Source organism: Paenibacillus sp. FSL F4-0243 (genome assembly GCF_037963295.1).
GTDB lineage: Bacteria > Bacillota > Bacilli > Paenibacillales > Paenibacillaceae > Paenibacillus_AQ.
Genome location: NZ_CP150151.1, coordinates 5,771,321 through 5,793,557, shown reverse-complemented (window position 1 = coordinate 5,793,557; position 22,237 = coordinate 5,771,321). Strand labels below are relative to the sequence as shown.

Below are 22,237 nucleotides of genomic sequence, written 5' to 3'. Positions count from 1 at the left end.
TATCGCAAAAGGGTGTCATCAGCCTATACCGCTGCATATGATGCCTAGGAGAAACAATAGATGGAAGGAGGAGACTGCTTGTGAGGGGTTCCAAAAAAAAGCAGCCGCGCAGTCCACAAAAACGACTCTACTATGTAGATAATCCCAATATAAAGGAACTGAGCATGCTGGAAAGCAAAGGCAGTTCTAAGGATTCGGGGAGCAGCAATGACGGAGTCAGTAAAGCAGAGCTCGCTGATGTTCAGGTAAGTGGAGGAGCAATCGCTGAAGTCGTTCAAGAGGAATCAATTTTCGTACCAGTTCTGCAACCAGAGCCAGAGCCAGAGCCTATAGTGGAAGAGCAGCTTCAGAAACAGGCGGATAATCTTCCTGAGACGATTTGGTTCGCTCCTGAAAAAGAGCGGTTCCAGCCCGTTTATACAGATGATCTATCGGATGCAGCAGTTACAGGAGCTAAAATCGCTCCACGTACCATTGACGGTTCTAAGCTGAAGTTCGGCATTATTGGTACACCATGGTTGCAAGATTACGCTGTACAGAGCATCAATATCGCGGACAAGGCAGTTACTTCTTCGAAAATCGCGCCTGAATCCATTGTGGGTGAACATTTAGCTGAAGGAAGCGTAAGTGGCGGTAAACTGCTGGATCATTCCATCAGTGGAGAGAAGCTGAAGAACGGTAGTATTAGTCCAGAGAAGCTGGCTGATCGGATTATCGGCGGCGGTCAAATTGCGGATAAATCAATTGAGAGCCGTCATTTGAGCGATCTGATTATTACGGCTGATCTACTGGAAGATGGAGCGGTTACTGGTGAGAAAATAGGAAGCAGCAGCATCACAGGCCGCCACATCGCAAACGGGAGTATAGACCGTTCCAAGCTAGCTGATGCAGCGGTATCTGGCGATATAATAGCCGATGGTGAAATCAGCAGCTCCAAACTGGCTGATGCTGTGATTGAGGGTCGCCATCTTAGCGATGCTTTGATAACTGCTAGACATTTGGCTCCGGGAGCGATCGGACCAGGGCAGCTTGCCAGCAAGCTGATCGGCAAGGAGCAGCTCCAGTCGGGTGTAATCGAAGGCGCACATGTAGCGGATGGTGCTATTGGTTCCAAGCAGCTAGGTGCAGAAGTAGTGAGAAGCATCCATCTAAGTGCAGAAAGCGTACACGGTTCCCATATCAGCGACGGGGAAATAACGAGTCGCCATCTAGCTGACCGAAGTATCTCCTTTTTAAAGCTAACAGAGGGTGCGGTAGGTACTGCACAGCTGGTTGAGCAAGCGGTCACCTCATCGAAAATCGCTGATCAAAGCATACTCGCACATAAGCTAGCAGATGAAGCTGTAACCACCAGACATATTGCCAAATCCGCCATACGCGGACCGCAAATTGCTATGCAAGCTGTTTCCTCTAATCATCTGGAACGTGAGGCTGTGAACCACTCCCATTTAGCTTCGGAAGCGGTAGGCTCGGAGCAGCTTATGGATGAAGCTGTTCATACGGAACATCTATCCTCTGGTGCTGTTACTGGAGAAAAGCTGGCCTCAGAGTCTGTGGGTGCGGAGCACCTGCGTCCACAGAGCGTTACTTCCGCCAAGTTAGCGGACGGAGTGGTGAGCTCGGCTAAACTAGCAGCAGGATCGGTCATTGGAAGTACGATTGCTCGTGAAGTGGTAAGTGGTGAGCATATCGCTTTTTGTGCAGTGGAGGAGAAACATCTAGCAGATGCCAGCGTGAGCGGTCGTGCCTTGCAGGATGCTGTAGTGGATAAAGATCATCTTGCCACTGGAGCTGTGGAACGGAGACATCTCGGAGAAAATAGTGTGACTACTGCTGCGATTCAGTCCGGCTCGGTTTCGGGAGATAAGCTGGCTTCTGCTGCGGTGAGAGAGATTCATTTGGCCGCTGGGGCAGTGCAGCCACATCATCTGGCAGATCATGTGGTGACATCGTTAAAGCTGTCCCCGGAAAGTGTATCGACGGATAAGATTAGTGATTTATCGGTCACATCGGCTAAGCTTGCTGATGGAAGTGTGGATTCCAGTAAATTAGCAGTGTCGGCAGTTCAGGCAGAGCATTTATCTGTGAATGCAGTTCATTCAAAATCCATTAGCGATAGTGCGGTTCAGAGCAGACATATGAATCCGGGAAGTATCGGCGGGGCGCATATCCGGCCGTTGTCCATCGGAAATGGTCATATCATTCCTAATTCCATCTCTTCGATTCAAATACAGGAGGGCAGCATTAGCGGGTCTAAGCTGGCCAAAGGGGCTGTGGACTCCCAGCATCTTTCACCGGGCAGTGTAGACGGAAGCCATCTATGCATGGATACGATTGAAGGACGTCATATCGGGCATGGTGAGATCAAGCTGGCTCATCTAGCTGAAGATGCACGTAGCTCCGACTTGCTGCCAGAGGGCAGTATTACCGGGGAGAAGCTGGCGGAAGAATCCGTAGATTCTATTCATCTTGTACCTGCAAGTGTAGACGGAACTCATCTGAGACTGGGTGCAGTAGAAGGTCGTCACATTCAGCATGGTGAGATCACACTAGCTCATTTGGCAGAAGAAACGTTTAGCTCTGAGCTACTGCCTAACGGTAGTATTACCGGCGAGAAGCTCGCTGAGGAATCCGTAGGTTCTATTCATCTCATGGCCGGAAGCGTAGATGGCAGTCATCTGAGCTCGGATATAGTGAAGGGACGTCATATTGGGCACGGTGAAATCACCTTAGCTCATCTAGCCAAAGATGCACGTAGTGCAGACTTGCTCCCAGATGGCAGTATTACTAGAGAAAAGCTGGCGGACGAATCTGTGAATTCAAGTCATTTAATACCTGGAAGTGTGAATGGCAGTCATCTGGCTCCAGATACAATAGAAGGACGTCATATCGGGTACAGTGAGATTACGCTGGCTCATCTAGCCAAAGATGCACGTAGCGCAGACTTGCTTCCAGACGGTAGCATTACCCGAGAAAAGCTGGCGGACGAATCTGTGAATTCAAATCACCTAATACCTGGAAGTGTGGATGGCAGTCATCTGAGTCCGGACGCAGTGGAAGGCCGTCATATCCGAAATGGTGAAATCACCTTAGCTCATTTGGCAAAAGAAACACGCAGCTCTGAATTATTACCAGACGGTAGTATCACCAGTGAGAAGCTGGCCGTAGAATCCGTAGATTCAAATCATCTAGTACCAAGAAGTGTAGATGGCAGTCATTTGAGCCCAGGTGCAGTTGAAGGCCGTCATATCCGAAATGGTGAGATTACGCTGGCTCATTTGGCAGAAGAAACGCGCAGCTCAGAATTGCTGCCGGACGGTAGCATTACCGGTGAGAAGCTGGCAGAAGAATCCGTAGATTCAAATCATCTAGTACCAGGAAGTGTAGATGGCAGTCATTTGAGTCCAGACGCAGTGGAAGGCCGTCATATCCGAAATGGTGAGATTACGTTAGCTCATTTGGCAAAAGAAACACGTAGCTCTGAATTGCTGCCGGACGGTAGCATTACCGGTGAGAAGCTGGCAGAAGAATCCGTTAGTTCTATTCATCTTGAACCTGGAAGTGTAGGGAGTAGTCATCTGAGTTGGGGTGCAGTAGAAGGCCATCATATCGGGTATGGTGAGATTACAATGGCTCATCTAGCACCAGAGACACGCAGCTCAGAATTACTGCCGGACGGCAGCATTACCGGTGAGAAGCTGGCAGAAGAATCCGTAGATTCAAACCATCTGGCACCAGGAAGTGTAGATGGCAGTCATTTGAGCTCAGGTGCAGTAGAACGACGTCATATCGGGTATGGTGAGATTACCCTGGCTCATCTAGCACCAGAAACACGCAGCTCCGATTTCCTGCCGGATGGTAGCATTACCGGTGAGAAGCTAGCAGAAGAATCCGTAGATTCAAACCATCTGGCACCAGGAAGTGTAGAGGGCAGTCATTTGAGCTCAGGTGCAGTAGAACGACGTCATATCGGGTACGGTGAGATTACCCTGGCTCATCTAGCATCAGAGACACGTAGCTCCGAATTGCTGCCAGATGGTAGCATTACCGGTGAGAAGCTGGCAGAAGAATCCGTAGATTCAAACCATCTGGCACCAGGAAGTGTAGATGGCAGTCATTTGAGCCTCGGTGCAGTAGAAGGCCGCCATATCCGTTACGGTGAGATTACCCTAGCTCATCTAGCATCAGAGACACGTAGCTCCGAATTTCTGCCAGATGGTAGCATTACCGGTGAGAAGCTGGCAGAAGAATCTGTAGATTCAAACCATCTGGCACCAGGAAGCGTAGATGGCAGTCATTTGAGCCTCGGTGCAGTAGAAGGCCGCCATATCCGTTACGGTGAGATCACACTAGCTCATCTAGCATCAGAGACACGTAGCTCGGATTTCCTGGCAGACGGCAGCATTCCCGGTAAAAAGCTTGAGGGTGGATCCATCTCTGCTTTCCACTTGGCTCCAGGTAGCGTGTATGGGGGGCATTTAGCGGGTGGTACGATAGATAGCCGCCATATCCGGCAAGGAAGTATTAACCTGAATCATCTGGCGGAAGAGGTCTTTAGCGCAGATCTTTTGCCGGATGGCAGTATCACAGGTGAGAAATTGGAGGGTGGATCTATCCAATCATTCCACCTGGCTCCTGGTAGCGTCTATGGCGGTCATTTGGCAGGGGATACGGTAGATAGTCGCCACATTAGATCTAACAGCATTACCCTAAAGCATCTGGCAGAGGAGGTTCGTAGCTCCGAACTGTTGCCGGAAGGTAGCATTACCGAAGAAAAACTGGCCGAAGGTTCAGTGAATGCTTCACATTTACAGCCATGGAGTGTGTACGGAGAGCATCTTGCTGACCAGATCGTGGCAGATCGGCATTTGCAGCCCGGTATCATCAAACTGGAGCATCTTGCGGATGAAACACGCAGCTCTGCGTTGCTTCCTGATGCTAGCATCGATGGAGTAAAGCTGAAGGCAGGAAGTATTGAGTCCTCTCATCTGGCTGATGGTTCGGTAGGGACGACAGAGCTTCAAGATGAATCGGTGGTGGCTTCCAAAATCTCTTCCTTCGCTATTCAAGCCCGTCATCTAGAGGAAGAAAGCGTTCAGGATTATCATATTGCTCCTGGTGCAGTAAACGGTGCTCATTTGGCAGTGAATTCTGTAAATGCTGAACATCTATCCTTCAGTCCGATTCAGACTGCAGGTAAGCGAGAAGCGCTTCAGCAGTTTGGAATGACAGCATTCATGTTCAATGGGGATGCTGAGAGTGTGGAAGTGACCGTATCGTTCGATGAGAACTTTGGTCATACCGGTTATGTGCTCGTCGCCATGACGAATCAACCATATTTCTATGCTTCCTTGAAGAGCAGAGCCAACGGAGATGCAGTGATACAAGTGGTGCGCTTGCGCGAAACTCCGCATTTCTATGGGGTCATCTCTTGGATTGCTATCGGCGCTCCGTTAGCCAAACCGGTAGTGGATGATCGTGTGTTTGATTAATTCGCAATGATGATGTACAAAATGCTAAGCGCAGCCGATGGCTGCGCTTTTTGTTGTGTTGTCCTCCTAGCAATTAAGAGGGTGAGTACATTTGTCCTGTTTTCCACATGACAGGAGACAAAGGCCGTTACCCTGTTCGGCGTAGTACATAAACTGTGATGTAACCCTCAGCCTGACGAATAGGCTCTGTAAGGAAGGTGGATGAGCATGAAGCCCAAACGTACTTCTGCCCGCCGCACGGGACGGCGGGTCTCTCGGATCAAGCGGCGGACTTCACGCCCGGTGCGGCAAGTCGCTGCAGTCCCTACTGTTAACCATCCAAATCCCTATGTTTCGGTTATTATTCCGGCCATGAATGAAGCGAAGACCATTGCGGGAGTGATAGCTGGAGCTAGAGGGGTCCATCCGCGCTGCGAGGTTATTGTAGTCGTCAACGGATCAGTCGATCAAACGGCAGAAATTGCCCTTTCGCTTGGTGCGCATGTTATTTCCTATGAGTTACCGCTTGGACATGACGCTGGCCGTAGTGTCGGAGCAGAGGCAGCTAAGGGAGAGGTTCTCTTGTTTACAGATGGGGATTTAGTGATTCCTGCCTCGGGGCTACGTCCTTTCGTCACCGCTGTTAGCGGTGGCGCAGACATAGCGCTTAATGATTATTCCGGACCGGTACGGAGACTTTCGCCCCATCCGGTGGTGCTTTCCAAACATGCACTTAATATTTTGCTTGGCCGTCCGGATCTAAAAGGATGTTCGATGACGGCGGTTCCGCACGCAATCAGCCGAAGAGCGCTTGAAATCTTAGGGAGTCAATCATTATCTCGTCCCCCTCTGGCACATGCTCAGGCAGTTCTGAGTGGTTTACGTGTGGTAGCTGCTCACAAAGTGCATGTAGGGAAACTGAATGCGGTCAGACGTAAGGAAGATGGCACAGATCCTTTGCAGCAGTTGATTACAGCAGATCATATGGAGGCTGTATCCCTCTTGCTTGAACACCGGGGAATCAGGGCGGGGTTCAGCGACGGAACCCGGCGCAGAGAGATGGTGAGATGATGGTTGCTCTGTTACAAGTATCTGGTAGCTCTGCCGTTCGACGAGGAACAGCAACTCGTACGGTAAAGAAACGTTCAGCATCTAGTCAGGCCAAAACAACACTGGCACCACGCCAAAGGGTAGCGAATCGTTCGGTAAAAAGAGGCATCCCTACCGCTCGGCCACCGATTCTGTCTCGGCAATCAAAGGTAGGTCGCGAATTGCTGAATTTACCGAGCTTACGTGGGACCTTGTCAGTTATTATCTCCGCGCGTAACGAGGAGCAGACCTTGGGACGTCTGCTGCAACAGGTATCGCTCTTGGGACCTACTGAAATTATCGTCGTGCTTAACGGTTGCAGCGATAGCAGCTTTCCCATTTCCAGACAACATCGTCAAGCTATAGTTGTGCATTGTCCGGAGTCAGTTGGACATGATGTAGGGCGGGCTATTGGTGCGAAGCTGAGTCGAGGAGATATTCTGCTCTTCCTGGACGGAGATATGGTTATCCCTGCATCTCAGCTCGGATTATTCACAGCTGCTGTAGATGGTGGAATTGACGTGGCTCTTAATGATTTGGATCCACTGATGCCTTCTTTTGGATTATGCGATGATGTTACTCGCAGCAAGCTGTTTCTGAATTATGCTCTTGGACGGTACGATCTCGGAGTTAGCTCTATGACGGCTGTCCCTCACGCGCTTTCCCGGAGAGCACTTGAGACTATAGGCTACCGTGAATTAATAGTTCCTCCTAAAGCCCAAGCTCGTTCTGTATTAGAGAAGCTAAGGGTGGAGAAAGTTGGAACGGTGAATGTGATTAAGCATAATCGGCTGCGTCAAGCGAACATAGGCGCTGGAAATGCTGTGGAGAAATTGATCATAGGGGATCACGCAGAGGCTCTCCTTGAGGTACTTTCCCGTCGAGATGATGGGGGCCTACTTAATAGCGAAACGCAGCGTGAATACCGCAGACAAGTAGCCGCTTGGAGGAACCGGATATGACGATGACTAGTATTATTATTCCGACCTACAACGCGTTGCCACTGCTGCAGTCCTGTGTGGAATCGATACGTGCTTATACTCCACTGCCTTACGAGATCATCGTTGTAGATAATGCTTCATCAGATGGAACGGATACCTATTGCCGCGCGAATCGTATAACGTTTATTTCGTTGCCTGAGAATCGAGGCTTTCCATCCGCCTGCAATTTGGGTCTACTGCTAGCATCAGGGGATGAATTGTTACTGCTGAATAATGATGTGGTGGTTTCCCATAGATGGTTAACTAATCTGAAGAGATCGCTATATAGTGCTCCTGAAGTTGGTATTGTTGGGCCAGTGACAAACTATGCGAGTGGACGTCAACAGGTGAAGACTGATTATGAAAGTCTGATAGATTTTCATAAGGCTGCAGAGATAACTAACCGTTCCAATCCTCAAAAATGGTTGGAGACTAAACGTTTGGTAGGATTATGTTTTTTATTCAAAAGAGAGCTACTTACTTCCGTAGGTCTGTTGGATGAGAGATACTCACCTGGACATTACGAGGATGATGACTATTGTTATCGCGCCAGGCTAAAGGGATACCGATTGCTCATCGCAGGGGATTGCCTTGTACACCATGAAGGAAGTGCGAGCTTCAAGCAGGTATACCACACCGGGCTACAGGAGCTGGTGGAACGAAATCGTAAGCTCTTTATGAACAAATGGAATGTGGATCCAACGAGTTTCATATAAAGTGCAGATCCGAAGGCAAAGGACTTAGATAAAGAGGAGGAAAGTAAGTGAAAGGAGTCATACTGGCGGGCGGAACAGGATCCAGACTTCAACCGCTGACCCGGCTTATGAACAAACATTTGCTTCCGGTCGGCAAATATCCTATGGTCTGTTACGGCATAGATCGGCTTCGCCGGGGAGGGATTACCGACATTCTTCTGGTCATCAGTAAGCAATCTGCTGGTCTGTATACGGATTTTTTAGGCAGCGGTGCAGCATTTGGTGTATCTCTGACTTATAAGATTCAGGAAGCTGCTGGAGGCATTGCAGAGGCTCTCGATTTAGCAGAAGGATTCATTTTCCCTGGGGAACGGTTTGTCGTATTGCTTGGTGATAATCTGTTTATGGATGATCTGACGCCTTACGTGGAGAGCTATCTCCGGCAGCCTGAAGGTACAGCCAAGGTATTGCTGAAGCCGGTGGACGACGCACGTAGATACGGTGTTCCCGTGTTCGATAGTCAAGATTCCGCATGGATTGCTTATATCGAAGAGAAACCTGAGCATCCCAAGACCAAATTTTGCGTAACAGGTATTTATATGTACGATGAAGCTGTGTTTGACATCATCCGCCAAGTATCCCCTTCCAAGAGGGGGGAACTGGAGATTACCGATGTAAATAATATATATGCTGCTAACCGCAGGCTCAGCTATGATGTTCTCAAGGATTGGTGGAGCGATGCGGGGACGTTCCAGTCTCTGCGGGAGGCGGGAGAGAAGCTGAAGGATGCACTGCCATAAGTGGCAGCGGTAACGTGGAGTGGCCGGCCTTGGGTCGGGCACTCCTTTTTTATAAACTATAAGAAAGTATATCCTTCACCATACTTTGCTTATATTTCTACGAGAAACGGGGGTCGTCCTTATGGACGGCTCCCGTTTTATCTTGATTGGCGCAGCAGTCCGGACGAAGGACCTGATCTCAAGCTTGCGTAGAGATATTATCTTCATCAACCCGGTTCTGTTTACGGTATTTGAGCGGTGAGGTTCCGGTCATGGTTTTAAATACTCTTCCAAAATGGGTCAGGTTACCAAATCCTGCACGCTCAGCGATTTCCGAAACGGTTAATTTGGAGTCCTGCAGCAGAGAGCGGGCTTCTTTCAGGCGGGTGTTATTTACATATTCGCTGAAAGTAAAACCGGTTGTGTCCTTGAACGTTCGGCTTAAATGGGAGGTGCTTATGGAGAACCTGTCCGATATGTATTCCAGAGACAGAGGCTCAGCGAAGTTACCGTTGATGAAATGGATGATTTGGGAAATTTTCTTATGGGTCCGGTTCGTTTCTACAAAATGCTCGTTTTGATCCGGAAGCTTTTTTCGTTGGATGAAGATCAGCAGCTCCATCAACAGGATTTTCCGATAGTAGTCGAAATTTGGAGGTCTCTTGGTGTCTTCATGAATCAATTTGCTAAAAAGATTCTCGACAAAGATCTGGTCGTTGCCGCTTAACTTGATCGCATTTGATCTGGAGTGAAAGCAGGAGAAGAGGTCGCATGGAAGAGGGCTGTCCGCAAAAAAGTCGCGAAGGAACTCCCTTTTAAACAATAAAGTAACTCTTTCGTACATCGTACCGTTTACATTAATCAGTCTGTGCAGGTCATTAGCGTTAATGAACAATAAAACCCCGCTGACGATTTGAAAGGTTCGGTCTTCTATAAAATAGTACAGCTCTCCAGACACTAAGTAGAGAATTTCATAAGCATCGTGATAATGATTTGAAGGCATACTTGAGACATTTTTTTTCTCTCGGCTAATGTGAAAGGGATCAGACTTATAGAAGTTGATTTCCAGGGGTGTCATCTCCAATCCGGCGGGAATGATCCTCGCAGAAACATGATCCATACCTGAATCAATCGTATCACGTTCATTGACCTGTTGAACAGGATAGAAATTAAATAGCGGTAAAAGTAGAAAATCATAAACAATAACAAAATATGCAGAGATTGAATAGAAATGAATGCGCTATATTTACATATAAATCGTATTTAAGGAGTGGAAAAGAAAATCAGGGTCCGCTGCAAGTGAAAGTTAAAGCGCTTAAACTATTATCTGCGAAAAGAGGGAACGAGAGTGCAAAAGAAGGGTCATTTGAAAAGAAGGCTGCACCAATCCATTTCTTTGTTGCTCGTGCTTATACTGCTGCCATTCCAGATTGCAAATGCTGCACCTGCACCAGATGCTGTCGGTTCAGATTCAATAACCGGTGTAAAGACGATTGCCGAATGGGTGTTTGATGAGGCCGCTGAAAATGTGGGGGTAATCTCGGCTACATACGGCATCTATGAGACAGCGTCTACTTTTCGCAATGTAGGCGGTGTGTTCGAGGATGTGGATGTAAGCAAGAAAGCGATCAGCTATCAGGGCTGGGACAATGGAAACGGGAAAAAGTATTGGCTTGCTACCGTGTCTACAACCGGGTTTGAGAAGATCACCTTATCCTCTGAGCAAAATTCATCCGGGTCAGGTCCGCGTGATTTTAAAGTGCAGACGAGTGTAGACCGACAAACGTGGGAGGATGTGCCGAATACGAATCTTAAAATGGCCGTCTCCAGTTTTGATTGCCCGGGCGATACCTGCAGATTGGTGAATACTCCCCTTCCGAACAGCAATGATCGGGAAATATTATATATTCGCTGGATCGTCAGCTCCGATAGCAACACCAGGGGGAATGATGAGGGCATAGGGGGTTCAGGTTCCAGTAGAATCCGAAATATCAAGGTGTCCGGCGAGCCGATCCCGGGGAAAGAACCTGTCATTCCTACCGTAGATCTTGTCCAGCAGCCTGCAGACGGTTCTGGAAATGTGTCTCCCGAAGCTCCCGTTGAAATCAAATTCAACAAGGCCATTGCCCTTGATCCGGGTTATGCTGTCCGATTTGCCGATGAGAACGATCAACCGGTTGATGGGGTTACACATGAAGTCTTAAACAGAGATACTCTGCGGATAAACCATCCTCCGTTGACTTATGTGAAGTCTTACACAGTAACTATACCCAAGGAGCTTATCAAGGGGGCAGATCTTGTGCCGCTAGTTCGGGAAGTTTCCTGGAGTTTTGGCGTTCAGGATTCGCCTCTTGCTCCAAAATCCATCAATATGACGTTTAACGGAGATCCAAAGACGAGCATTGCTTTGGCATGGTACACGGATGCAATGACGGATACCGTGGTACAGGTTATAGAAGCCTCAAAGGTTATGGGGAACATTTTCCCGGAGAACGGGGCTTTGACTTATCAGGGAGAGGCCGAAGAAATTGAGACCTTTATGAGTAAAAGCGACAGAAGTACGAACCATAAAACGAAATTTATTAGTCATAAAGTCATTGCAGACCAGCTTCAACCGGGAACAGCTTACAAATTTCGGGCAGGTAATGGCAAATCAGGTGATTGGAGCTCTATCGGCTCGTTCACTACCGATGCTGCCGGCCACCAGCCTTTCCGTTTTATCGCCGGTTCCGATTCACAGGCTTCCAGCAAGTCTGACTTTGAGCCTTGGGGTGATACCTTCCGGAAAGCAGTTGATTATATAGGCGACCCTAAATTCCTGATCAGCGCCGGAGATCTGGTGGATAACGGTGATTTGGAGGAGCAGTGGCAATGGATGCTCGGAGCAGCTCAGAATCAATTGCTGCAAGTGCCATATGTGCCTGTACTTGGCGGTCATGAGGTCATGGATTATGACGGAGACGAGACGACACCGAATAACAACTTCTACAACCATTTCAACTTGCCGAAACAGGTTGTTGCGGATACCCATGAAGGCTCTGTGTATTCTTTTGAATACGGTGATGCACTCTATCTTGTCTTCAATTCGCAGTATTCGGGGGCACTTGCAGAGAATGGGAAAGATGTGGAATGGGCGGATGACCAATTCTGGGACCAAGTGGCCTGGATGAAGAGTACGGTCGCCCGCAGCGACAAGAAGTGGAAGTTTGTTACTTTTCACAAAAGCCCCTATGCAGCAGGCGACAACTCTGCACAATGGGAAGACGATCGCGTCCAGTTTTACAAGAAATACCTGATTCCTGCCTTTGACGAGATGGGCATCGATATGGTGTTCGAGGCCCATGATCATATGTATATGAGATCCTTCCAAATGTACAATGATGAAGTTATTCCCAAGGAAAAACTGACATTTGATGGAGAGGGCAATGCACTCAACCCCAAAGGCACGGTCTATCTCATGTCCAATGCATTCGGAAATAAATTCTATTATAAGAACAATCAATATGAACTGGATGAGAATGGAGAACCCCGCGAGATTCAGGACGAAAACGGGAATCCGGTTCCTTATGATGATTACTTTGCAGCCATCGACGAACAGCCGGAGAAGAAGATGTTTACGGATGTTTCCATCACAGACCGGGTGCTTTCCTTTACAGCATATACCGCAGCCGTAGCGGATGAGAATCAGCTGGACACCGTTGGCGACGGCCTAAAAGCATATGACAAGTATGGGATCAAGCGAACGGACACCAAACCGGACCCGGCGGAAGCGGTGAAGGTGAAATTGAACGGCAGCAAGGCGGTTCTGACCTGGAGTGCACCTTCCGCAAGTACAGAACCTGTAAGAGGATTCCGGATTTATGAGAAGAATGACAAGGTGAAGACACACTGGAGTATATATGTGCCAGCAGCGGAAGGTCAAACGGAATACACCTACACGGTAGATGATATCAATCCTGCGAAAAAATATGAATTTATTGTCAAAGCGGTCGGCACAAGAATCAATTCAGATCCGGTCGAAGTCAGTACAATCGAAGGTCCAAGCGAGTCGGAGCCGCCTTCAGCACCTTCAGATTTAAAAGGAACTGCGGTTTCTCCTTACCAAATCAACTTGAAATGGACGGCATCGGCCGGCAATATTCAGGCAGCGGGCTACAACGTATACCGCAACGGCAGCAAGGTCGGCACGACGAAGGAAATATCCTACGGCGATACCGGGTTAACTCCGGATACGGCCTATAGTTATACTGTGAAGGCCTATAATGCAGAAGAGAAGGAATCGCTGGCGAGCAATACCGTTCAAGTAAAGACCAAACCTTCATCCACTGGAGAGGGTGTCCATAAGGCATTTCCGCAGCATACGTCTTATGTGGCCGGCTCCATTAAGCCGAATCACTTGACTCAGGCCCAACTAGACGCTACGGTGGGCAGATTATATAACGAGTGGAAAACAAAATATCTGAAACAAAATCCATATCAGTCAGACCAGTATTACGTGTGGTATAGCGACGGAGATTGGTTTGAGAATAACGAGATTACAGTTTCAGAAGCGCATGGCTACGGAATGCTGATTACCGCTTTGCTCGCGGGTCATGATCCGGAGGCTAAGAAGTATTTTGACGGGATGTATCGCTATTTCAGAGCACATCCAAGTGAAATCAATCCCGATTTAATGGCATGGCAGCAAGCGGATACCGGCACCGAAATTATTGATATCAATGGTGTGGATTCGGCAACCGACGGCGATATGGATATTGCTTACGCTCTTCTGCTTGCCGACAGCCAATGGGGCAGCAGCGGGGAAATTAACTACTTGTCCCAGGCCAAAAAGGTAATCAACGCTATTATGAAAAGCGATGTCAACCATTCCGAGTGGACATTGAAATTGGCGGATTGGGTCAGTGACAATGATTCCATGTTCGGCAATGCTACACGTCCTTCCGATTTTATGCTGCAGCATCTGAAAGATTTTAAAAATGTATCCGGAGACCCCAATTGGGATCGTGTTACCGATAAGACCTACAACATCATTAATAGTCTGTATGAAAATTACAGTCCCAAAGCCGGTTTGTTGCCGGATTTTGTATTCAAGGATGATACGGATGGGCAATACAAACCGGTAAGCCAGAAGATATGGGATACCCCGGATGGATACTTCCTGGAATCGGAAAATGACGGGGATTACAACTACAACTCTTCCCGTATTCCCTGGCGGATCAGTACGGATTATCTCCTGACAGGTGATAACCGGGCTAAAGAGCAGCTCAGCACGCTGAACCGCTGGATTCGGGCCAAGGCGGATAATGATCCGGCCAAGATCCTTGCGGGATATAAGCTGGACGGCACGGAAGCAATCAATGATTATGCAGACACATCCTTCTCCGCACCGATGATGGTCAGCGCCATGATCGATTCATCCAATCAGGAGTGGCTGAATAAATTATGGGATTATAATGCGGCTGTTTCCACCGAAGACGATTTATATTTTGGCAATAATCTGCGTCTGCTCAGCATGATTGTGGCATCCGGCAACTGGTGGACACCAACCATCGTTGATACTGAGGCTCCCATGGAACCAACAATAGAGAGAGCGGAAGCGGTATCCAGCTCTGCCATTGATCTAAAATGGACACCTTCCACGGATAATTTGGGAGTAACGGGATACAGGATTTACCGCAATGACGTTGAAATCAAGACCCTGGAGGCAACAGAATACAGAGATAGCGGTTTATCTGCGGATACCCAGTACAAATACTATATTATAGCTGTTGATGCAGCAGGAAATACGTCCAAGATAAGCAATGTGAGAATCGTATCTACATTAAAGGCCAGCGGGGACGGTGGCTCGGGCAGCGGTGGAGGTGGTAACCCGACTCCAACGCCAACGCCGGCAGCTCCGAAGCCAAGTGAAGGTCCGTCGACAACACCGGCACCAACACCGGAACTGCAGCCAAAGAAATCTGTTTTCAGTGATATCGGTAGTCATTTGTGGGCCAAAGAGGCTATTGAAGCTCTGGCGGCTAAAGGAATCGTTCAGGGGACGTCGAGTACTTTCTTTGAACCGGGCGCCAAGATGAAAAGAGCGGACTTTATATTGCTTCTGGTCAGAGCGTTTGATTTAAAGGCTGGGTTTGAAGTGAGCTTTGCGGATGCCGATCAGGACGCATACTATTATGAAGCGCTGGGAATAGCCAAACAATTGGGCATTGCCAGCGGAGTTGGCGGCAACAGGTTCAATCCGGGAGCAGAGATTTCCCGGCAGGATATGATGGTATTCATCGTAAGAGCATTGCAGAAGTCAGGAAAATTAGCGGAGACCGGTTCCATCTCCGACCTTGGCAAATTTGCGGATGCCTCCAAAGTGGCTGATTATGCCGTAAAGGCAGCAGCCGTACTGGTCAGGGAGGGCATTGCCCTTGGTGACGGGAAATTGCTCCATCCAACGGAAGCTGCAACCCGCGCCGAAACGGCGGTTCTCATTTACAGAATCATCAATAAATATTATTAATCCAAAAGGCCAACAGCCCGTTCCAAATGGACCGGGCTGTTGGCCTTTTATTTTCCATTTACACGGCCTGTTGCAATTTTCTAAAGCATCCTGAGTTCGCCAATCCACTTGTTTAGAGACGTAACTTGCCTTTATATCCTCGGCACCGTCCCGGCTTCTGCCGCATATGCTGTAGCAGGGCGTTTGAGCAAAGGAGACATGAAGGTGCAGAATAAAATAACAAAAGTCCTGCAGCACATGGCCCATACGCACGAACAGATGGCGCGGATACTAGATGCCGAGCGCCACGTGGCTGTCCGTATGTCGCAAATTGTCCACGATCTGCCAGATGCAGATCCCGGTTTTGACGGTATCAGCGGGATGATCGAAAGCTCAACTCAAGTAAACAAGAATATTATTGCTTACTTGAATGCACTTGCAGATCTGGAAGAAGCGATGGCTGAAGGGGTAGGCAGAGTAATTAAGGAATTGAACGGCCAAGAAGAAGAGTAACGCTATAGGAGCAGGAGGCGGATGATGAGCAGAGAAAAGGCTTATCTGCAAATGCTGGAGTCGACCGCCACTATCCAGTGGAACATTGCAATGATTCTGGAAGCTAAGGCGGTTGAAGCTGAAAAGGTAAAACAGTGGGCACAACATCATATCCACGCTAGAGCTTTCGAATCTCATGAAGAGCAGCTGAAGGAATCCCTCTCCATTCACGAAGTTATCGTGGAAATGGTCGAAGGACTGACTAAACTGGAGAATGGACTCTACAGCAATTTAAAAGCAGTGCTGGGCAGTGGTGAAGATGATGGTGGCGGGGAAGGTTTTGGAGACATGTCAGGTGATGGGTTCAGTTTTGGAGAAGACAGCAAATGAGCGGGGGCCGTCTCTCTGAACATGCCGTCAAGCTGGAGATGATCCGCTCCATTTCGCGCAGTCAGGCTGCTTTGGCGGCCATCTTGGAGAGCATCGCCGAATTGACGGGGCAATCTGAGCTGACGGCCCGCAAATTGAGCGACAATATTAGAATCTTAAGTGGGTATCAGAGCGCGATGTGCCGGATGATGTCCGGGATTTCACTACATCAACCGAAACGGGGAATTCCTGCTGCGCCATGGCTGAGCAAGGCATACGCCGTAGGAACCTCCAGAGATCATGGAGCACAGGAGGAATAGAAGCATGAAGAAAAAGAGCCTTAGAACATTACGTTCAGGCAGAACCCGCAGACGCACACTGTTGCTCTCGCGGAAAACGAAAGTGCGTAGAGGTCTAGCCCGTAAACCCCGCAGAGGACTTGCTCGGAAAATCGTTCGTTATGGAAAGACGAAGAAAGGTCTTTTGGTACGTAAGAAAAGAAGGCTCCGCCGTAAGCTTGTTCGAAAGGTAAGGGTTATACAAGCACCAGTTCATGTAGTGCCGGTTATCGAGGCTCCACCTGCCCCACAGGTCATTCCGCTCCCCCCGGACCTTGGCGTTTCGCCGGAAACGCCACCGGCAGACGCCTTTCAGCAGGGCTACACCGAAGCATACAACGTGGGGTTCGACGCCGGTTTCGCCAAGGGTTTCGAGGACGGGCATAAGCTGGAGTTTAATTGAGCAGCGGCAGGTAAGTTAAGAGGAAGGGACCCGGAGATCTAATCTATGACGCGTTATTCTGATCTTTCGTGTCCCTCAGCTTAGAGGGACTGCATCCTCTCTGGAATCATCCTACTATCGGAATTTGTCTTCGAATATGATAGACTTCTAAAACGAGAATCTATTCAGAGGTTTTCAGATGTCGATAAGAAAGAGGGGATAGCAGGATGCAAGAAGGAAATGGGATCAGAAAAGCTAGACAGGATGAGATCGAAGAGATCATGGAATTGATCTCAAAATGTGTACAAGTTATGCAGGCCGCTGGAAGCGACCAGTGGGATGAGAGCTATCCGAATAAAGAGATTATCGAACTGGATATCGCACAGGGTACCTTATATGTATGTGAAGAAGATCAAGCTATCGCGGGTATTCTTGTACTGGATGAGAATGCTTCTGAGGAATATAAGAAGATCGAGTGGAAGCAAAATCAAGGGCCACATCTGATTATGCATCGTTTAGCAGTTCATCCACATATTCAGGGAAAAGGGATTGCGACTAGGCTAATTGCTTTCGCGGAGGATTACGCAGCGCGTAATGGTTATACAAGTATCCGGCTGGATACTTATGCGAAGAATACTAGAGCATTGGAAATCTATCCTCGCCTTGGTTATGACCATAGAGGTGAAGTGGGTTTTCCGAACCGCACGGCGAACTTTCCAGTATTCGAGAAGGTGTTGAAACCGGAACGTAGTTAGGAAGCTTTAACATAAAAAAAGGTTCAGAGGGTTAACCTCTGGACCTTTTTTCTTTATTCCCTTAACGGCATGTCTGGTATCGAGTATCGGTATTTTTTTGATCCCGGTTAAGGATAAGAAGCCTTCTACCGGATACGCCGATCAGGTAACGAACGTTAACGATATCTTCATCGCTAATATCATCAATGGACAGAACTGCTGTAAGGCGTATTCTTGTTGATGTGCGACCCGTAACGGTGAGTCTTCTTGGGATAAAAGCAATGGTTCCTGTATCTCCCGATATTACATAAAGCCTGTTGTTTCTAGAAACGGTTTTTAAATTACAGAACATGATGTTGCTCATTGTAATACCCCAATACTTTCTAAAATACGAAATGACCTTATCTCTGGTACTGAATCTAACCGGTAGACGATAATAATCGGCGCCATCAACGCGGATCACTCTGCGAGAATCGGCAGAATCGTAAACCTCGAACCATACTTTTTCAGCAGCGGCGATGAATGCTTGCAACTCATTTGGGGTTTGAGAAATTGTTGGCATTTGATCTCCTCCTCGCTATTACTTTATTAAAAGCGAAGCTATCGGTTCGGGTGATAGGACGAGTATAAAAGCGGAACTTAAGAAACATTGATAAGTAGTGTGGAAAATCATAATTTAAGTTAGGTTTTTTTACATACGAATAGAGAAAATCATTGTTTTTAATTGTGAATAGATCTAATCAAGAAATTTGTGTTAGTTTAAATAACTTTTGTTGACATTAAATCTGTCTTTGTCTTATGATTGATTTATTCAAATTTGGAATAGAATAGCTTCTCTTTTCGTATATCCTTAATAATTGGTTTAAGGGTCTCTACCGGAAACCGTAAATTTCTGGCTACGAAAATATGCTACGGCATATTTTTGTGGTCTTTTTGTGTTACACCGTGAAACGGCAAACGAATGAACAATGAGGGGGATAATGACAATGGGGAACATTCTGATCAAAGATGCTGAGATCATTACAATGAACAAACAGGAGGAAATTATTGTCGGGGATGTTCGAATTAAGGATGATATCATCGTAGAAATCGGCATTGGTCTGATCCCGCAGGGAGACGAAAAGGTCATCGATGCCACGAACCGTACGTTAATTCCCGGTTTTGTTCAGACGCATATTCATTTATGCCAGACGTTATTCCGTGGAAAGGGAGATGATCTGGAGCTTATGGACTGGCTGCGTAAACGGATTTGGCCGTTAGAGGCAGCGCATGATGAGGAATCCCTTTATTATTCGGCGATGCTCGGTATTGGAGAACTGATTTCCAGCGGAACCACTACGATTGTTGATATGGAGACTGTTCACCATACGGACTATGCTTTTCAGGCCATTGCTAAAAGTGGAATACGTGCTTTGTCCGGTAAGGTGATGATGGATCAAAAAGGAGGAGATGTGCCTGAAGCACTGCAGGAGGATACCGCTTCTTCTTTACAGGAAAGTGTGGATTTGCTTGAAAAATGGAATGGCTATGGCAATGGAAGGATTCAATATGCGTTCTCTCCGCGTTTTGTAATATCCTGCACCGAACCCTTGTTAACCGAGGTACGAGATCTCTCCGCAAGGTATGATGTGAAGGTGCACACCCATGCTTCTGAGAATTTAGGGGAGATTGAGATTGTACAGGCGATGACCGGGATGCGTAACATCGTCTATCTGGACCATCTAGGATTAGCTAATGAGCGCTTAATACTGGCGCATTGTGTATGGCTGGATGTTGAGGAGCGGCGCATATTGCGGGATCGTGGAGTTCATGTAAGTCATTGCCCTGGCTCAAATCTGAAACTAGCGTCTGGAATTGCTGATACACCGGGGATGCTCCATGATCATGTGTCACTAAGTCTGGGTGCTGACGGTGCACCGTGTAATAACAATCTGGATATGTTTAATGAAATGCGGCTCGCAGCAATTATTCAGAAGCCTCAACATGGACCTACGACGATGGATGCCCGCAGTGTATTTCGTATGGCAACTATAGGTGGGGCAAAAGCGGTAGGGATGGAAGATAAGATCGGCAGTATCGAGGTGGGTAAAAAAGCAGACCTAGTGCTCCTGAATCTCTTCAATTTCCATACCTTCCCCTCCTACGACGTTGATCCCATCTCTAGAATTGTATATTCTGCTACCCGGGCAGATGTGGAAACTACGATTATCGACGGGGAGATCGTGATGGAAAGAGGTCTGCTGAAGACTGTAGATAAGGAAGTTGTGTTAAATGAAGCGAACCGTTCTATTAAAAGATTGCTTAAGTATACTTCAATCGTCTGAAGATTGATCAACTCATAGTTAACAGGGATGTTCCAATGCCGAAAGGGCAGCGGGGCATCTCTTTTTTGATGGAAGATAATTCTACCATTTTGATAAAAAAAGTAAGTATTGTTATACTAGAACAACCTGATATTTTACAAATTACTAGAATAGATTTGATATTTCGAACAAATGAACATGTAAGAGGGGATTAAAAGTGAAAAAGCAAGGGCCGGATCGCGCCCATTTTTTTATCGTTGTTATATTGTTATGGTTAAAGCTGTTGTTTCTGAGAGTGTTGTTCTTTGATAGAATTGCTTGGGAATGGATTGCAGCGGATGTAGCGCCAGTCCTTTTTATTATGGGGATTTTAACGGTGATTACGCCATCTAGGGTGAGAACAACCGTCTATTGGATATTTAACGGCTTTTTATCGCTGTTGCTGTTCGCAGCCGCTGTATATTTTAATCACTTTGGTTCTGTTCCAACCTACCTGGCCTTATCTGAAATAAATCAGGTATTTCAAGTGAAGGCAAGTGTAGAATCTACCATAAAGAGTATTGATTACTTATTCTTCGTGGATTTTGTCATCTTCGCTATCTATGGTTTGATTCGCAGATGGAAACAAGGAAAGACCTACCCGCGTGAACGCCTTAGTTCCCGGAAGACAGGATTCGTGCATGTGGTGGTGATTTTGGTATCCATTATTGGAGGCTTTTCTTTATCGGCATATTCTGTCCACTCTGCACGGGGGATTACAAATGAGCTTGTACAGGCGGAAACTGCCGGATTTCTAAATTATGAAGTCGTTGCTGCGATTAAGATTAATGAAGATAACAATCTCATTGGAACGGGTGATATTAAGGATACGATTGCGAAGGTTGACGCCCTGCAATCTTCCTATCCTTATAGTGACAAGCCAGCGAGTACGACTCCTGATTATTTTGGCTCACAAAAGGGTAAAAATGTAATTGTGCTACAATTAGAAGCTTTTCAGAATTTCCCACTACATCAATCCTTGGATGGTCAAGAATTGACGCCAGTCATGAATAAGTTAGCGGATGAGGGCTTTTATTTTCCTCATGTTTACCAGCAAATTGGTCCAGGGAATACATCTGACGCTGAATTCATGAGCAATACGTCTATTTATCCGATTGGTACTTTGGCCATGTCTACCGGATTCGGGGACAGAGAATTGCCAAGCTTACCACGACTGCTAAGAGATAAAGGGTATGAGGCATACACCTTCCATGTGAATAAAGTAGGGTTTTGGAATCGGAATGAGCTATATCCGGCGCTTGGGTTTAATGGTTATTATGACAAAGATTATTTTACGAATGATCATTTTAATGCGTTTGGTGCTTCCGATGAACAGCTGTATATTACGGGTGTCGAGAAATTGACAGAGCTGAAGAAGAAGGGAACTCCCTTCTACGCACAGATGGTGACAGCATCCAGTCATCATCCTTTCAAAATCCCAGATTCCTTTAAGAAAATCACTGTGCCTGATAATTTGAAGGATACGATGCTTGGTGATTATTTGACTGCTATAAACTATACTGATTATGCCATAGGTACTTTAATAGAAGGTTTGAAAGAAAATGGATTGTGGGATAACACTGTTCTGGTCATGTATGGCGACCACTTTGGCCTGCAGCCTCAGGATGTTCCGCCAGAGCAAGTGGAAAGTGCACTTGGTGTTCCATATGATTCCCGGATCAGCCGCTTTAATATTCCACTCATTGTGCGGGTACCAGGAATGGAGCAAGGGAAGGTAGTAGAGCGTACGGGGGGACAACTAGATATCCTTCCTACGATAGCTAATTTAATGGGTGTTTCACTACAACAAGAAGGTTATACAGCCTTTGGTCATGACCTGCTCAACATTGATCGTAATGTGTTAGGGATGAGGTATTATTTGCCTTCCGGCTCCTTCTTTAATGATGACATTCTCTATGTCCCTGGAAAAGGATTTGCAGATGGTGAAGCTGTGTCGCTGGATACGCTCAAGCCGGTAACGGACTTCTCGAAATATCAGAGCGATTATGAGTATGTATTGAAGCTAATGAATTTGTCCGACGAATATGTGAAGCTGTTACCACAGAGATAGGGGGAATC

The 22,237-nt window shown here is 47.2% G+C and carries 15 protein-coding genes and 1 riboswitch; of the genes, 13 read left to right on the top strand and 2 right to left on the bottom strand.

Annotated elements, in window-relative coordinates; translation table 11 throughout:
- Window positions 1-80: 80 nt before the first annotated feature.
- From NSS87_RS25745 to NSS87_RS25725, 5 genes are all read left to right on the top strand, one after another.
- Entirely contained in the window at window positions 81-5,492 is a 5,412-nt protein-coding gene (locus NSS87_RS25745; protein ID WP_339243402.1) for a WIAG-tail domain, read from the top strand.
- Between the two features lie 207 nt (window positions 5,493-5,699).
- Window positions 5,700-6,542: a glycosyltransferase gene (locus NSS87_RS25740; protein ID WP_339243401.1), complete on the top strand. Its 843-nt coding sequence runs from the start codon at window positions 5,700-5,702 to the stop codon at window positions 6,540-6,542.
- Entirely contained in the window at window positions 6,539-7,522 is a 984-nt protein-coding gene (locus tag NSS87_RS25735) for a glycosyltransferase (RefSeq protein WP_156113183.1), read from the top strand. The genes NSS87_RS25740 and NSS87_RS25735 overlap by 4 nt, the downstream gene beginning before the upstream one ends.
- A complete protein-coding gene (locus tag NSS87_RS25730; RefSeq protein WP_339243400.1) occupies window positions 7,519-8,256 on the top strand; it encodes a glycosyltransferase family 2 protein in 738 nt (245 codons plus the stop codon). The genes NSS87_RS25735 and NSS87_RS25730 overlap by 4 nt, the downstream gene beginning before the upstream one ends.
- A gap of 47 nt (window positions 8,257-8,303) precedes the next feature.
- The gene (locus NSS87_RS25725) at window positions 8,304-9,035 is read left to right on the top strand and encodes a sugar phosphate nucleotidyltransferase (protein ID WP_042191506.1); all 732 of its coding nucleotides are present in this window, start codon (window positions 8,304-8,306) and stop codon (window positions 9,033-9,035) included.
- 178 nt (window positions 9,036-9,213) lie between these two features.
- On the opposite strand, the gene NSS87_RS25720 is transcribed toward NSS87_RS25725, so the two are convergent.
- Window positions 9,214-10,092, bottom strand: a complete 879-nt coding sequence (locus tag NSS87_RS25720) for an AraC family transcriptional regulator (RefSeq protein WP_042194468.1) — start codon at window positions 10,090-10,092, stop codon at window positions 9,214-9,216.
- A gap of 270 nt (window positions 10,093-10,362) precedes the next feature.
- On the opposite strand from NSS87_RS25720, the gene NSS87_RS25715 reads away from it, so the two are divergent.
- The 6 genes from NSS87_RS25715 (at window position 10,363) to NSS87_RS25690 (ending at window position 17,837) form a co-directional block, all read left to right on the top strand.
- Entirely contained in the window at window positions 10,363-15,522 is a 5,160-nt protein-coding gene (locus tag NSS87_RS25715; protein ID WP_339243399.1) for a glycosyl hydrolase family 8, read from the top strand.
- Between the two features lie 204 nt (window positions 15,523-15,726).
- Entirely contained in the window at window positions 15,727-16,014 is a 288-nt protein-coding gene (locus NSS87_RS25710) for a hypothetical protein (protein WP_042191504.1), read from the top strand.
- A gap of 21 nt (window positions 16,015-16,035) precedes the next feature.
- Window positions 16,036-16,383 (top strand): restriction endonuclease subunit S, encoded by a 348-nt coding sequence (locus NSS87_RS25705; protein WP_305953492.1) that lies wholly within the window; start codon window positions 16,036-16,038, stop codon window positions 16,381-16,383.
- Entirely contained in the window at window positions 16,380-16,682 is a 303-nt protein-coding gene (locus tag NSS87_RS25700; RefSeq protein ID WP_339243398.1) for a hypothetical protein, read from the top strand. Before NSS87_RS25705 ends, NSS87_RS25700 begins: the two co-directional genes overlap by 4 nt.
- A gap of 4 nt (window positions 16,683-16,686) precedes the next feature.
- Window positions 16,687-17,103, top strand: coding sequence for a hypothetical protein (locus tag NSS87_RS25695; protein WP_339243397.1), 417 nt, complete (start codon window positions 16,687-16,689; stop codon window positions 17,101-17,103).
- 206 nt (window positions 17,104-17,309) lie between these two features.
- Entirely contained in the window at window positions 17,310-17,837 is a 528-nt protein-coding gene (locus NSS87_RS25690; RefSeq protein WP_339243395.1) for a GNAT family N-acetyltransferase, read from the top strand.
- 61 nt (window positions 17,838-17,898) lie between these two features.
- Here the strand turns inward: NSS87_RS25690 and NSS87_RS25685 are convergent, their stop codons facing one another.
- A complete protein-coding gene (locus tag NSS87_RS25685; RefSeq protein ID WP_339243394.1) occupies window positions 17,899-18,378 on the bottom strand; it encodes a DL-endopeptidase inhibitor IseA family protein in 480 nt (159 codons plus the stop codon).
- 258 nt (window positions 18,379-18,636) lie between these two features.
- A riboswitch (purine riboswitch) is annotated at window positions 18,637-18,735 on the top strand.
- Between the two features lie 67 nt (window positions 18,736-18,802).
- On the opposite strand from NSS87_RS25685, the gene NSS87_RS25680 reads away from it, so the two are divergent.
- Both NSS87_RS25680 and NSS87_RS25675 read left to right on the top strand, forming a co-directional pair.
- The gene (locus tag NSS87_RS25680) at window positions 18,803-20,140 is read left to right on the top strand and encodes a 5'-deoxyadenosine deaminase (protein WP_339243393.1); all 1,338 of its coding nucleotides are present in this window, start codon (window positions 18,803-18,805) and stop codon (window positions 20,138-20,140) included.
- Window positions 20,141-20,336: 196 nt separating this feature from the next.
- Window positions 20,337-22,229 carry an LTA synthase family protein gene (locus NSS87_RS25675; protein ID WP_339243392.1) on the top strand — a complete coding sequence of 631 codons (1,893 nt, stop codon included), beginning with the start codon at window positions 20,337-20,339 and terminating at the stop codon, window positions 22,227-22,229.
- Window positions 22,230-22,237: the final 8 nt, after the last annotated feature.